Below are 13,745 nucleotides of genomic sequence, written 5' to 3' on the forward strand. Positions count from 1 at the left end.
TCGGGGGGTCATTGGGTGCCTTCGGCGTACCAGGTGCGGAACTCGTCGTAGCTGGGCATCTCCTCGGAGTTCGCCTTCGGGTCCACCGCGACGTGGATCACCGCGGTCTTCCCGCTGGCGTACGCGCGTTTGATCGCGGGCGCGATGTCCTCGTCGCGCTCAACGTACTCGCCGTGGCAGCCGAAGCCTTCGGCCACTTTGTCGAGTCTTGTCGCGGTGCTCCAGTGGGTGCCGGTCTCCAACGAGCCCTGGCCGAAGGTGCGCTTGTAGACGCCGACCTCGAGCCCCCATGCGTAGTCGACGGCCACGACGCACACGAGCGGCAGGTTCAGCCGGGCCGCGGTCTCCAGTTCGCTGATGTGGAACTGGAAGGAGGAGTCGCCGGTGATGAGCATCATCGGCCGGCGGCCCCCGTCGGCGACCCCGGCCCCGACCGCGTAGGGCAGGCCGGTGCCGAGGTGGCCGAAGTTCTGGTTCCACATGACGTCGTGCGGTTTGGCCTGCGAGTACGTCCAGCCGAAGATGGTCGTCGCGCCGCCGTCGCGGACCATGATGCCGTCGGGCGGGAACACCTTCGTGGCCTCGACGATGAGCCGCGCCGGGTGCACCGGCGACATGCCGGACGGGGCGGTCGCGGCGAGTTCGGCGAGCCGTTCGGCGTCCTCGCGGATCCAGCGCTCCAGGTCGGGGGACGCCTCGCGCGGGGTGCCCTTCAGGGCCTCGACGAGCTGGGGCACGACGGCCCGCAGGTCGCCGACGAGCGGCACGTCGATCGCCCGGTTGACGCCGATGGCCTCAGGGTCCTGCTCGATGAGGATCCACGACCGCTTCGCCTCACCCGCGACCCAGTGCCTTCCCCGTCCATAGTGGACGGGTTCGCCCAGCTCCGTCCCGATGGCCAGGCAGAGGTCGGAGCCCACGACGGCCTCGATCGCCGAAGGCGAGAACCCGTAGGGGAACGTCCGGTCTTCCAGCCCCTTGATGTAGGAGGTGCCGCCGGACGTCTGGATGACGGGGCAGGCCATGAGGTCCGCGAGGGCCTTCACCGATTCCCCGGCGCGCGAGGTGTGCACCCCGTGCCCGACCAGCAGGACAGGGTGCTCCGCCGCCCGGATGAGCCGCGCCGCCTCGTCGATCCCGCCCTGCCCGGCCTGCTGCCCGACCAGCCGGTACCGGGAAGGCGGCAGCGCCTCGGGCACGTCGAGCTCTTCGAGGATCACGTGCGACGGGTACTCGATGTAGACCGGCCCCGGAGTCCCGGTGAGCGCCTTGCGCAGCCCCTCCCGGATCACCTCGTCGGTCTGGTCGGCGTACTCGATGCTCGCGGAGTACTTCACCGACGGCTCGAACAGCTCGGCCTGCTTGACGAACTGGATCCGCCCGCGCCGCACCCGCTGCTCGGTGATCCGCGCCCGCTGCCCGCCCAGGAAGATCACCGGCGAGTTCTCGACCTTCGCGCACATCATCGCGCCCGCGAGGTTGGCGACGCCGGGGCCCAACGTGCCGATGCAGACCGCCGGCCCGCCCGTCATCCGGGACACCGCCTCGGCCATGAACCCGGCCGACTCCTCGTGGTGCGGCGCGACCACGCTCCACCCGCGCTCCTCGGCGAGGTGGAACATGTGCACGAAGTTCGGATCGGGGATCCCGAAGATCGTCCTGATCCCCTCGGCCTCCAGCAGGTCGAGGATGCGCTCGTAGACCTTGACCGTCATATCTCTCCTTGCGCGCTGCCCTGCGCGGCCATCGCGAAGCTGGTGCGGATGTGGTCGATGTGGGCCGAGGGCACGACCGGCAGGACCCACGGCTGCGTGGCGTCGCGGATCGCGGCGAGGTTCGCCGCGACGTCCTCGACGGCCCAGGAGGGGCGGTGGACGCCCGGTGTCTCGCCGACGAAGGCGCGGGCGACGCGGCCGGCGATCGAGACGAGCAGCTCGCCCGTGATCGAGCAGGACTCGTGCGCGAGCCAGCCGACGACGGGCGCGACGAGATCGGGCCCCATCGGCGGGTAGGCGGAGGTGTCGATGCCCTCGGCCATCCGGGTCAGCGCGCCGGGCACGATGACGTTGCACGTGACGCCCTCGGCCGCGCCTTCCAGCGCGACGACGTTCGACAGCCCGATGATCCCGGCCTTGGCCATCGCGTAGTTGGCGACCTTGTGGTTGCCGTACAGGCCGCCGATCGACGACGTCAGGACGATCCGCCCGTACCCTGCCTCGCTCATCAGCGGGAACGCGGGCCGCACGACGTGGAACGCGCCGCGCAGGTGGACGTCGAGGACGGCGTCGAAGTCCTCGTAGGACATCTCCTTCAGTGAGCCGGGCCGGACGATCCCGGCGTTGTGCACCAGGATGTCGATGCGGCCGTAGGCCTTCACGGCGGTCTCGACGATCTCCCGGCCGCCGTCGGCCGTCGCGACCGACGCGGTGCTCGCGACGGCCTCACCGCCCGCCGCGGTGATCTCACCGACGACGTCATGGGCGGGCCCGTCGTCCGGTCCTTCCCCGGTGAGGGCGCCGCCCGGGTCGTTGACGACCACCTTCGCGCCCCGCGACGCGAGCAGCAGCGCGTACGCGCGCCCCAGCCCGCGTCCCGCCCCGGTGACGACCGCGACCCGGCCGTCGAACCGCAGCTCAGGCATGGTCCTTGACCTCCGCGGCGCCGCTGAGCGTGAGGCCTTCGAGGTCGCCCTTGCCGCGCCAGCCTTCGAGCAGTTCCTCCAGCGCGTAGAAGCCCGGCCAGTACGGGTCGCCGAGGTGCGAGCGGATCTTCGTCTCGCCCTCGTTGTTGTAGTAGCCGGGGGTGCACTCGCGTTGGAAGAGGCTGTTGTCGACCGCGGACTCCCGGATCGTCGCCACCCAGGCGTCCTGCGCCTCGCGCGTCGGCTCGACGGTCGTCGCGCCGCGCTCCAGGGCCGCGCCGATGATGTGGCCGATGTGCCTGGCCTGCTGCTCGAACATCGCGGTGGTGCTCGCGGTGACGCCGCCCTGGATGAAGCCGGTGAAGAACTGGTTCGGGAACCCGTGGCTCATGACGCCGTGCAGGGTCTTGTAGCCGTCGGCCCAGTGGTCGTAAAGGGACAGGCCGTTCCTCCCGGTGAAGGGCGCGATGCCGAGGCGGCGGTCGAGGTCGGTGGTGATCTCGAAGCCGCTGGCGAAGATGAGGCAGTCGACCTCGTGCTCGACGCCGCCCGCGACGACGCCCTTGGCGGTGATCCGCTGGACGCCCTTGCTCGCCGAGACGTCGATGAGCGTGACGTTCTCGCGGTTGAACGTGGGCAGGTACTCCTCGGAGAAGCACGGGCGCTTGCACAGGAAGCGGTAGTACGGCTTCAGCGCCTCGGCCGTCGCGGGGTCGTCGACGATCTCGTCGATGCGGTCGCGCAGGCGCTGCATCGTCCGGTAGTCCTCGATCTCGCGCAGCTCCATGAACTTCGCCGGGTCGGCGAGCGCGGCCCACCCGTTCGTCTCGTCAAGGCGGGCGGCGAGGTTGCGGCTCACCTCGGTCCAGCCGTCGCAGACGAGGTCGGGCTGGCCGGGCGCGAACGCCTCGAACGCGGCGGTGTGGAAGTTCCGCCGGATCTCCTCCTGCCAGCCCGGCTTGAGCGTCTTCACCCATTCCGGGTCGATCGGCTCGTTGCCGCGCTCGTCGATCGAGGACGGCGTGCGCTGGAAGACGTACAGGTGCTCGGCGGACCGCGCGATGTGCGGGATGACCTGGACGCCGCTCGCGCCGGTCCCGATGACGGCGACCGTCTTGCCCTCCAGGCCGGTGAGTCCGCCGCCCATGTCGCCGCCGGTGTAGGCGTAGTCCCACCGGGCGGTGTGGAAGGTGTGGCCCTGGAAGTCGGCGATGCCGGGGATGCCGGGCAGCTTCGGCTTGTTGAAGGGCCCCTGGCACATCACCACGAACCGGGCGCTGATCCGATCGCCGCGGTTGGTGCCGATCAACCAGCGCTCGCTGCCCGCGTCCCATTCGAGGGACTTCACCAGCGTCTGGAACAGGGCGTCCTCGTACAGGCCGAAGTGCCGACCGATCCGCCGGCAGTGCTCGAACACCTCGTCGCCGCGCGGGTACTTCTCCTTGGGGACGTACCCGACCTCCTCCAGCAGCGGCAGGTAGCAGGTCGCGTCGTTGTCCACCTGGATGCCGGGGTAGCGGTTCCAGTACCAGACGCCGCCGAAGTCCCCGCCGAACTCGATGACCCGCAGCGAGGACGCGCCCGCCTGCTTGATCCGGGCCGCGGCGACCAGCCCGGCGAACCCGCCGCCGAGCACCGCCACGTCGATCTCCTCGGCGATCGGCTCGCGCGGCGTGACGGGCGTGTAGGGGTCGGCCTCGTAGTAGTCCTCGAACTCGCCCTCGGTGACGACGTACTGGGCCTGGCCTTCCGGCCGCAGCCGCTTGTCCCGCTCGGCCAGGTACTTCGCTCTCAGCGCGTCGCGGTCGATCTCGGGGGTGGCCGTGGGCGGGCAGTTCTGCTGCATGGGGGTCCTCGGGCTTCTCGGGGTGGGGGTTCTAGTCGAGGTCGCGCGGAGAACCGGCGCCCATGTACTTCGCGAGGTTGTGGTGCAGGTTCGCCACCGCGCGTTCGCGGTAGGGGTTCGGCTTCGGCCCGGTGAAGCCGCGCGCCTTCATGCCCTTCTGCACCGCGGCCATGTTCGAGAAGTCCTGCGGCAGGACGGTGCGCCAGTCCGGATGGTCCGGCGGGGTGAGCACCCACTCGGTCTCCGGCTCCTCGCCCGGCGCGTACAGCTGGTAGACGGCCACCTCGAAGACGCATCTGTCGGGGTCGTATCCGTAGGGGCGGGCGCTGTAGCAGAGCATGTTGTTCTGGCCGTGACCGATCTGGAAGTTCGGGAAGATCTGCCAGGCCGTGCCGCTCGCCGCGACGGCCTCGGGGTCGACCGTCGGCCAGACGACGCCGCGCTCGGCGTCCTCGCGGCGGGCCGTCTCCAGCCAGTACTTGGCCACCTGGTCGGGCGGGGTGCCGTCCGGCAGCTCGGCGGCGAGCCGGTTGGCGACGCCGACCAGCGTCTCGGTGGTGTTGGTGTTGGCGTTCTCCCAGATGAAGTTCTGCATCTCCGCGGTCGAGACGCGCGCGTCAACGCCGCCGCCGATGCGGAGCTTGCCCTGGTTCTCCTCCAGGCCCTTGGGCGCCTCGAACCCGATGTTGCTGTGCCGGCCCTGGACCCGCGACCAGCCGAGGAAGCTGCCGAAGGGGATGAACTCCGGGTGGGTGTAAGGCACGTGGTAGGTCTCGTTGAACGCCTCCAGCGCGACCTTCCAGTTGCAGTCGAAGACGAGCCAGCGGCGCCAGCGGTAGCGGAAGCGCTCCAGCTCGAACGACTTCAGCAGGGTCGGCGCGGGCTCCAGGTAGGCGCGCAGCGGTTCGGCGTCCGGGTCCATCGTGATCCAGATCCAGCCGCCCCACGTGTCCACCCGGACCTCGCCGAGCTTGATCTTCTCGTCGGTGAGGGCGCCCTGCCAGTCCTCCCGCTCGGGGACGCGGGTGCAGCGGCCTTCGAGGTCGTAGCGCCAGCCGTGGAAGCCGCAGACGAACTGGCGGCCCCTGCCCCGTCCGTCGTGCGCGCCCTCGGGGGTGTCGACCAGGCGGCGGCCGCGGTGCGAGCAGACGTTGTAGTGGGCCTTGATCTCCTCGGGCGACGTGCGGACGACGATGATCGAGTCGTCCAGGATGTCGTAGGTGAGGAAGTCGCCCACCTCGGGCAGCTCCTCGACCCGGCCGACCTGCTGCCAGACCTTCGCCCACAGTCTGTCGCCCTCGGCGCGGGCCCACTCCTCGGAGATGTAGGCCTCGACGCCGATCGTGAGCGGCCGGGACAGGTCCTCGGTCTCGTCGGTGGTTTCGCTCATGCCTCCTCCTTCTCAGAAGCGGGTGATCTCGGTGCGGAACGCCTCGTCCTTGAGGAACAGCGAGGTGTTGTCGGCGGCCAGCCACGTCCACTTGAGGTTCAGGCCGCCGTCGACCAGCAGGGTCTGGCCGGTGACGTACGACGACAGGTCCGACAGCAGGAAGAGGATCGCCCCCGCCTGCTCCTCGGGCGTGCCGCGCCGGCCCATCGCGATCGCGCGGGCGTCGCGCTCGGGGTCGGCCTCCACATAGGTGAGCGACGCGGGGGTCGCGGTGACGCCGGGGGCGACCGCGTTCACCCGGATCTCGTCGGCGGCCAGCTCGACGGCCATCGTGCGGGTCGCCGCGACCAGCGCGGCCTTCGCGGTGCCGTAGCCGATGTGGAACGGCGCGGTGTTCATCCCGCTGATCGAGGAGACCGAGACGATCGAGCCCTTGCGGCCCGCCGCCTTGAGCTCGGCCGCGACGGCCTGGCTCATGAAGAACATCGTCTCCAGGTTCTGGCCCATCAGCGCCCGCCACGACGCGCGGGTGACCCTCGTGGAGGGCCGCCAGTCCGACGGGGCCGCGCCGCCCGCGACGTTGACGAGCCCGTACAGGTCGCCTTCGGCCTCACGGGCGGCGTCGAGCGCCGTCGCGATGCCCTCGTCGGTGGAGGCGTCGGCCGCGACGGGGACGACCTTGAGGCCCTCCTTCGCGAGGGGGGCGACGTGGGTGTCGAGGTTGTCCCGGGAGCGGCTGACCGCGATGACCGTCGCGCCGGCCTGCGCGACCATGCGGGTCACCGTCGTGCCGATGCCGCCGCCGCCCGCGCCGGAGACGATGACGACGCGGCCCTCCATGCCGAGGAAGTCGACTGCCATCGGGCTCAGGCCTCCTTGCGGAAGGCCAGGACGCTGCCTTCGGCGTCGCCCGAGACGTAGACGGTGCCGTCGGGGCCCGCCGCGATGCCGGCGAAGAGGCCCTGCGGGCCGCTGAAGGGCGGGAGGCCCTTGAGGGGCTTGACGTCGATGCCGGGAGGGGAGCCGACGGGCAGGTCGCGGGCGATCGTCGTGCGGTCCTTGCCGTCGAGGTCGGTCTCCAGCAGGGTCTTGGCGCCCGCGTCGACGACGAGGAGGCGCGAGCCGCGCACGAGGATGCCCTGCGGGGTCTCCAGGCCGTCGGCGACGGTGTCGACGCCCGATCCGGTGATCGCGACGACGCGTCCCGCGCCCGCCTCGGAGACCAGGAGCGTGCCGTCCGGGGTGTACACGACGCCGGTCGGCCGGTCGAGGCCGGACGCGAGGGTCGTCAGCACGCCGTTGCGCACCGAGACCACGCGGCCCGTGCCGAGTTCGGCGGCGACGACCGCGCCGTCGGGGGCGAGCGCGACGCCGTAGAGCTGGTCGAGCGGCTCGGTCTCCCCGGCGAGGATGTCGTGCTCGCCTTCGGCGGGCCGCCAGCGCGCTATCTGGCCGTTCGAGGTGGTGACGACGAACGCGCCGTTCCCGTCCGGGGTGACGCCGCGGATGTAGCCGGGCCAGCCCGGACTGAACAGCATGCCGAGCGTGCGCAGGCCCTCGGCGGTGCGCTCGTAGAAGTAGGTGCCGTCGGAGACGAACAGGGTGCCGTCCGGGCCGACGGTGAGGTCGAGGGGCCAGGTCAGTCCGCCGGGCAGGACGGTGCGGGTCGCGCCGCCGCCGAGGACCTCGGTGATGTGGCCGGTGAAGCCCGAGACGAACAGGCGGCCGTTGACGAACGTCAGGTTGTCCAGGCCGGGGGCGATCGTCGCCAGGACCGTCCGGTCGCCGCTGCGCGGGTCGATGCGGAGCACCTCGCCGGTGGCCACCTGGGTGGAGACGATGAAGCCGTCGGCGTCGAACTTCACCGCGTCCGGGACGCCCAGGTCGCCGGCGACGCGTTCGGGGGCGCCGCCGTCGGGGTCGATCCGCCAGATGTCGTTCGTGCCGAGCACCGGGTAGTACAGCTTGCCGTCCGGGCCGAACTCCATCGCGTTCGGCATCGGCAGGTCCTCCACGAGGACGCGCGGCGCGCCGCCGTTCGGGTCGAGCTCCAGGAGGCGGCCGCCGATGCGGCACTCGTCGATGAAGAGCCTGCCCCGGTGGAAGGTGATGCCGTTCGCGCCGGGCACGTCGTCGCGCAGGACGCGGGTGGTGCCGTCGGGGGAGCGGACACTGACGCGGCCGTCGTAGTACTCGGTGGCGTAGAGGTCGCCGGCGGCGTCGAAGGCCAGGTCGTCGGGGGCGACGATGTCGGAGCCCATCGCGCTGACGGTCTCGATCGCGCCCGTGTCGACGTCGAGCGCGCTGATCCGGCTGCCGGCCACCTGCGCGACGTAGACGCGGCCGTCCGGGCCGGTGCGCAGGCCGTTCGCGCCGAACAGCCGGCTCGGCGGGGTGATCCGCTCCAGGGTCCAGCCCTCGGCGGGGGTGATCGGGGCGGAACCGGTATGACGCGCGCTGTTCTGTGCCATGGCGACTTGCTCCCAGGAAGCATTAAGGAAATGCGGGGATGGCCGGGGAATTGTAATGAGAATTCTCTTTTTTAAGAGCGAGAATCAGGCTCTCCTGTGGTGAACGTAACACCCGATCCGAGGGTCGGGCAATAGCTCGTTCTCTGTTCCGTCGCGCGGGGTGGTGCACGCCGGGAGGGGGCGGTTTCCGGGGCCCGTCGAGGGCGGGTGGGGCTGGTCGGCGGAGGCGGCCTTGGCGGAGCCGGCCGATCGGCCGGTGCGGCGACGGCTGTCCCCACGCCACCCTTGCTATCACAATCATTATAAGGATTCAACAGATGGGTGCCAGGTCGGCATGGCCGCTCCGGGCGGTCGGCGGGACCGCGCTTGATCGATATATCACCAGTTCAAAAGGGGTATGTGGTCGTTGGAGGAGTGCCCGTCGCATTGCAGGAATCCGTGGCGGGATCCGTTCTGGACGGGCGGCAGTGATCGGGCCGCCGCGCGTCGAAACGGCCCGCGCGAGCCCTCGGGAGGTGTCTTCCAGGGGCGCGGGAGGCGGGAAGGGTTGCCTGGAGCCGGGGCCGGGCATCGTCAGGAGGTGGCCCGCGCCCGGCCGGGTTGACGCCCGCATCGCGGCGTGTAAAAATCCCGAATCGCCTGAGAATTATGTTCTCGATAATGAGATCGAAATGGTCATGAGCGCCAAGCAGTGATGCGTCGACGGCCCGCAAGCGGATCGCTGTGCGCCGTGAAGTCGGATGAACGTGAAGTCGGATGAAGAGGAATCCTCATGTACTCCGCTGTGCTGATCGAGAAGGACGAGGCGGGCCGGACGGTCTCCCTCGCCTCCCTGGACGAGGACCGCCTCCCCGAAGGGGACGTCACCGTGGACGTCGCGTACTCCACGCTCAACTACAAGGACGCCCTGGCCATCACCGGCGCGTCCCCGGTCGTCCGGAGGTTCCCGATGGTCCCCGGGATCGACTTCGCGGGCACCGTCACCGAGAGCGGGCATCCCGCCTACCGGCCGGGCGACTCCGTCGTGCTGAACGGCTGGGGCGTCGGCGAGACCCACCCGGGCGGGCTCGCCCAGCGCGCGCGGGTGAACGGCGACTGGCTGGTGCCCCTGCCCGCGGCCTTCACCGCCCGCCAGGCGATGGCGATCGGCACCGCCGGCTACACCGCGAGCCTCTGCGTGGACGCCCTGCTCGGCCACGGTGTCCGTGCCGACCAGGGCGAGGTGCTCGTCACCGGTGCGACCGGAGGCGTCGGCAGCGTCGCGATCGCCCTGCTGGCCAAGGCGGGCTTCGAGGTCGCCGCGGTGACGGGTAAGCCCTCGGAGGCCGACTACCTCCAGGCCCTCGGCGCGACCACGGTCCTCGACCGGGCCGCGTTCACCGACCCCGGCAAGCCGCTCCAGAAGGAGCGCTGGGCCGCCGTCGTCGACACCGCGGGCAGCCACATCCTCGCCAACGCCTGCGCGCAGACCCGCTACGGCGGCGCGGTCGCCGCCTGCGGCCTCGCCCAGGGCATGGACTTCCCCGCCAGCGTCGCCCCGTTCATCCTGCGCGGCGTCAGCCTCCTCGGCGTCGACAGCGTCATGGCGCCCAAGGACCGCAGGCTCACCGCGTGGGCCAGGCTCTCCCGCGATCTCGACGCCTCGGCCCTGGAGTCGATCGCCCACGAGATCCCCCTCGCCGAGGCCATCGACGCCTCCGCGGGCTTCCTCGACGGCAAGATCCGCGGCCGCCTCGTCGTAGACGTGAACCGCTAGGCGACGTGAACCGGTAGAAGGAGAACACCCGTGAGCGAGTCCCTCGAACTCGATCTTTCCGACGTCGACCACCGGGTCGGCAAGCCCGTCGGCGGCGGCCAGCTGTGGGAGCCGTGCAGCGCCTCCGACGTGCGGCGCTGGGCCATGGCCATGGACTACCCGAATCCGCTGCACTGGGACACCGAGTTCGCCCGGGAGTCTCGGTTCGGCGGCATCGTAGCGCCGCAGTCGATGGCCGTCGGCCTCGACTACGGGCACGGCGCGCAGCCCGCCTGCGTCGGCCACATCCCCGGCAGCCACCTCATCTTCGGCGGCGAGGAGTGGTGGTTCTACGGGCCGCGCGTGAAGGTCGGCGACCAGCTCTTCCAGGAGCGGCGCTTCCACGACTACAAGGTCGCCGAGACGAAGTTCGCCGGGCCGACCATGTTCTCGCGCGGCGACACCGTGCACACCAACCAGCGCGGCGACCTCGTCGCCCGGGAACGCTCGACGGCGATCCGCTACCTCTACGAGGAGGCGGTGAAGCGCGGCATGTACGACGACCAGGTCGGCGACATCCGGCGCTGGTCGGAGGCCGAACTCGACGACATCGCGAAGCTGCGCCACGCGTGGATCCTGTCCAACCGGCTCGGCGTCTCCCCGCGCTTCGACGAGGTCAAGGTCGGCGACACGCTTCCGCGCCGCGTCATCGGCCCGCACAGCATCGCCAGCTTCACCACCGAGTACCGCGCCTTCCTGTTCAACATCTGGGGCACCTTCCACTGGACGGCCCCGCCCGGCCTCGCCGACCCGTGGATCAACCAGGACCCCGGCTGGGGCCCCGGCTTCGGCTTCGACGAGGAGGGCGCCAGGATCGACCCGCGCAAGCGGGACGGCCTGTACGTCGGCCCGTCACGCGGGCACATCGACGCCGACAAAGCGGGCGACGTAGGCATGGCCCGCGCCTATGGCTACGGCGCGACCATGGGCGCCTGGTGCACCGACTACCTCGCCTACTGGGCCGGCCACGACGGCATGGTCCGCCACACCAAGGCCGACTTCCGCGCCCCCGCGTTCGAAGGCGACGTCACCTACTTCGACGCCGAGGTCGTCGCCAAGGACCCCGCTTCGGCGTGGGGCGTCCCCCTCGTCCAGGTGAAGCTCAAGCTCACCGACCAGAACGGCGCCGTCCTGGTGAGCTGCACCGCCGAAGTCGAACTGCCGCTCTGACCCCCCGACCCCCAGGAGCAGGTAGATGGAAACCGCCCCCGCCCTCTCGATCGTCTCAGGCCCGCCCCTCGACAGCGAACCCGGGCTCGGCGCGCTCACCCTGCCCGGATTCCTGCGGGAGGTGACCGACGCCTACGCCGAACGGGAAGCACTCGTCTTCCCGTCGGCGGACGGCACCGTCCGGTGGACCTACGCCGAGTTGTGGGAGCGCTCGGTCGAGGTGGCCCGCGCGCTCCGCGCGTCCGGCCTCGGCCAGGGCGCGCGCGTCGGCGTCCTCATGACCAACCGGCCCGAATGGCTCGCCGCGGTCTTCGGCACCTCCTTGGCCGGGGGCGTGGCGGTGACGCTCTCGACGTTCTCCACGGCGCCGGAGCTGGACCACCTGCTCCAGACGGCAGGGGTGTCGTTCCTGCTGTTCGAGCGGCAGGTGCAGAAGACGGACTTCGCGGCGGTCCTCACCGGCCTGGAACCCGCCATCGCCGAGGGGGGAGCGCTGCGCTCGACCCGGTACCCGTTCCTGCGCCACCTCGCCGTCGTCGGGGAGGTGGCGCCGGGCATCGAGACGTGGGCGGAGTTCCTCGCCCGAGGCGCCGACGTGCCCGGCGCGCTGATCGACGCGACGGCCGCGGCAGTTCGCCCGAGCGACACGGCGGTGGTGTTCTTCTCCTCGGGCACCACGAGCCTGCCGAAGGGCGTGCTCAGCGCGCACCGGGGCGTCACGGTTCAGCTGTGGCGGTTCCGCCGCCTGTTCGGCTTCGGCCCGGACGACGAGGTGCGCTGCTGGACCGCGAACGGCTTCTTCTGGTCGGGCAACTTCGGCCAGGCCCTCGGCTCGACCCTCGCCGCGGGCGGCACCCTGGTCCTGCAGCGCGTCTTCGTCGCCGACGAGGCCCTGGCGCTCATGGCCGCCGAGCAAGTCACCTTCCCCGTGGCCTGGCCGCACCAGTGGGCGCACCTCGAAAGCGCCGCCACCTGGGCGGACACCGACCTCTCCGCGCTGGTCTACGCCGACCGCTCCACCCCCGCAGCCAAGCACCCCACCGTCACGGCCGACTGGTCCGAGCCCGGCCGCGCCTACGGCAACACCGAGACCTTCACCATCTCGACCTGCTATCCGGCCGACACCCCCGACGAGGTGCACGCCGGAAGCAGCGGTGTCGTCCTGCCCGGGAACACGATCAAGGTCGTGGACCCGCTGACCGGCACCGTCGTCCCCCGGGGCGCCCACGGCGAGATCTGCGTCAAGGGCCCCACCCTCATGCTCGGCTACCTCGGCACCCCCCTCGACACGACCCTCGACGCGGAAGGCTTCTTCCCCACGGGTGACGGCGGCCACCTCGACGACGACGGCCGCCTGTACTGGAAGGGCCGCCTCACCGACCTCATCAAGACCGGCGGAGCCAACGTCTCCCCCCTGGAGGTCGACGAGGCCCTCGCCACCCACCCGTCCGTCAAGGTCGCCAAGACCGTAGGCGTCCCCCACGACACCTTGGGAGAGATCGTCGTGGCCTGCGTCATCCCCCAGGAAGGCGAAGACCCAGACCCGGAAGCCCTGCGCACCCACCTCCGCACCCTCCTGGCCCCCTACAAGGTCCCCCGCCACATCCTCTACTTCACCGACGCCGACTTCACCCTCACCGGCAGCGCCAAGATCAAGTCCACCGACCTCCGCACTCTCGCCACCACCCGCCTGATGGCCTGACCCCGCCTCGCCCCCGCCGGCCCGTGCACTGCGTGATGGGGACCGGGGGACTAGGCGTCGCGGTGGCGGGCGCCTTCGAGTTCGCGGAGGCGGTCTTCCACGAGGGCGACCATTTCGGGGTGGCCGGTGGAGATGTCGAAGGACTCCTCCATGAGGAGGAAGCGGGAGACGCTGGACATGAGGAGGATCAGGGCGAGGGGCGGGCGGGCGGCGGGGTCCATGCCCTGGTTCTGGAGGGCCTTCTCGGCGGCCTCGCCGTGCAGCCGGCGGAACTTCCGGGACGATTCGGCGATGACGCTCCTGATGCTCTTGCGGTGATTGGCCAGGGCGACGAATTCCATGGTCAGGGCCGTGTGGGAACGGTCCTGCATCAGTTCCCAGAGGGACCAGAGAGGTTGTTCCGAGGAAAGGGCTGCGACCTGTTTCCGATAGGTCGCCTCGGAGCCCCGTTGGAACAGTTCCGTGAAAAGGTCGTCCATGGCGCCGAAATGGTAGTAGACCATTCCCTGGTTCACTTCGGCGCGGGTCGCGACCTTCCGGACGGTGACCGCCGCATAGCCCTCCTCCCGCATGAGCGCCTCGGCGGCGTCCAGGATCGCCTCGCGGGTCCGCGCGCTCTCGGCGCTGCTCTTCCGGCCCTGTCTCATCGGGGTAGGCCTCCTCGCGGCGCGCTCTCGATCACTGGGGCGGCCCATTCTCCCATGCCCGCGGGCGGGCGGACCCGTCACCT

At 70.8% G+C, this 13,745-nt stretch carries 10 protein-coding genes; 3 read left to right on the forward strand and 7 right to left on the reverse strand.

Translation table 11 applies throughout. From position 1 onward, the window contains the following. Positions 1-8: 8 nt before the first annotated feature. Genes ACYVOM_RS29255 through ACYVOM_RS29280 form a run of 6 tightly spaced genes read right to left on the reverse strand, consistent with a single transcriptional unit; the run spans position 9 to position 8,348 of the window. Positions 9-1,715 (reverse strand): thiamine pyrophosphate-binding protein, encoded by a 1,707-nt coding sequence (locus ACYVOM_RS29255; RefSeq protein WP_460306759.1) that lies wholly within the window; start codon positions 1,713-1,715, stop codon positions 9-11. After that, complete coding sequence (locus ACYVOM_RS29260) at positions 1,712-2,641, reverse strand: SDR family NAD(P)-dependent oxidoreductase (protein ID WP_460306760.1); 930 nt, start codon at positions 2,639-2,641, stop codon at positions 1,712-1,714. Before ACYVOM_RS29260 ends, ACYVOM_RS29255 begins: the two co-directional genes overlap by 4 nt. After that, positions 2,634-4,487, reverse strand: coding sequence for a flavin-containing monooxygenase (locus tag ACYVOM_RS29265; protein WP_460306761.1), 1,854 nt, complete (start codon positions 4,485-4,487; stop codon positions 2,634-2,636). The genes ACYVOM_RS29260 and ACYVOM_RS29265 overlap by 8 nt, the downstream gene beginning before the upstream one ends. Before the next feature lie 31 nt (positions 4,488-4,518). Next, complete coding sequence (locus ACYVOM_RS29270; protein WP_460306762.1) at positions 4,519-5,877, reverse strand: aromatic ring-hydroxylating oxygenase subunit alpha; 1,359 nt, start codon at positions 5,875-5,877, stop codon at positions 4,519-4,521. A 12-nt stretch (positions 5,878-5,889) separates the two neighbouring features. Continuing rightward, complete coding sequence (locus tag ACYVOM_RS29275) at positions 5,890-6,738, reverse strand: SDR family NAD(P)-dependent oxidoreductase (RefSeq protein ID WP_460306763.1); 849 nt, start codon at positions 6,736-6,738, stop codon at positions 5,890-5,892. Between the two features lie 5 nt (positions 6,739-6,743). Then, positions 6,744-8,348, reverse strand: coding sequence for an SMP-30/gluconolactonase/LRE family protein (locus ACYVOM_RS29280; protein WP_460306764.1), 1,605 nt, complete (start codon positions 8,346-8,348; stop codon positions 6,744-6,746). Between the two features lie 772 nt (positions 8,349-9,120). Between ACYVOM_RS29280 and acuI the strand changes: the two genes are divergently transcribed. From acuI to ACYVOM_RS29295, 3 genes are read left to right on the forward strand one after another with little or no spacing between them, the layout of a single operon-like run. After that, the gene (gene acuI, locus ACYVOM_RS29285; RefSeq protein ID WP_460306765.1) at positions 9,121-10,104 is read left to right on the forward strand and encodes an acrylyl-CoA reductase (NADPH); all 984 of its coding nucleotides are present in this window, start codon (positions 9,121-9,123) and stop codon (positions 10,102-10,104) included. 30 nt (positions 10,105-10,134) lie between these two features. Further along, positions 10,135-11,313 (forward strand): FAS1-like dehydratase domain-containing protein, encoded by a 1,179-nt coding sequence (locus tag ACYVOM_RS29290; RefSeq protein WP_460306766.1) that lies wholly within the window; start codon positions 10,135-10,137, stop codon positions 11,311-11,313. A 25-nt stretch (positions 11,314-11,338) separates the two neighbouring features. Further along, positions 11,339-13,015, forward strand: a complete 1,677-nt coding sequence (locus ACYVOM_RS29295) for a class I adenylate-forming enzyme family protein (RefSeq protein ID WP_460306767.1) — start codon at positions 11,339-11,341, stop codon at positions 13,013-13,015. Positions 13,016-13,065: 50 nt separating this feature from the next. Here ACYVOM_RS29295 and ACYVOM_RS29300 read toward each other — a convergent pair whose 3' ends face one another. Beyond that, on the reverse strand, positions 13,066-13,662 hold the full coding sequence (locus tag ACYVOM_RS29300; protein ID WP_460306768.1) for a TetR/AcrR family transcriptional regulator: 597 nt from the start codon (positions 13,660-13,662) through the stop codon (positions 13,066-13,068). Between the last annotated feature and the right edge of the window lie 83 nt (positions 13,663-13,745).

This window comes from Actinocorallia aurea (genome assembly GCF_054783995.1).

What these genes read in the sequence shown, in the direction of transcription:
- ACYVOM_RS29255 (WP_460306759.1), bottom strand. Translation starts at nt 1,715, where the DNA reads ATGACGGTCAAGGTCTACGAGCGCATCCTCGACCTGCTGGAGGCCGAG.
- ACYVOM_RS29260 (WP_460306760.1), bottom strand. Translation starts at nt 2,641, where the DNA reads ATGCCTGAGCTGCGGTTCGACGGCCGGGTCGCGGTCGTCACCGGGGCG.
- ACYVOM_RS29265 (WP_460306761.1), bottom strand. Translation starts at nt 4,487, where the DNA reads ATGCAGCAGAACTGCCCGCCCACGGCCACCCCCGAGATCGACCGCGAC.
- ACYVOM_RS29270 (WP_460306762.1), bottom strand. Translation starts at nt 5,877, where the DNA reads ATGAGCGAAACCACCGACGAGACCGAGGACCTGTCCCGGCCGCTCACG.
- ACYVOM_RS29275 (WP_460306763.1), bottom strand. Translation starts at nt 6,738, where the DNA reads ATGGCAGTCGACTTCCTCGGCATGGAGGGCCGCGTCGTCATCGTCTCC.
- ACYVOM_RS29280 (WP_460306764.1), bottom strand. Translation starts at nt 8,348, where the DNA reads ATGGCACAGAACAGCGCGCGTCATACCGGTTCCGCCCCGATCACCCCC.
- acuI (WP_460306765.1), top strand. Translation starts at nt 9,121, where the DNA reads ATGTACTCCGCTGTGCTGATCGAGAAGGACGAGGCGGGCCGGACGGTC.
- ACYVOM_RS29295 (WP_460306767.1), top strand. Translation starts at nt 11,339, where the DNA reads ATGGAAACCGCCCCCGCCCTCTCGATCGTCTCAGGCCCGCCCCTCGAC.
- ACYVOM_RS29300 (WP_460306768.1), bottom strand. Translation starts at nt 13,662, where the DNA reads ATGAGACAGGGCCGGAAGAGCAGCGCCGAGAGCGCGCGGACCCGCGAG.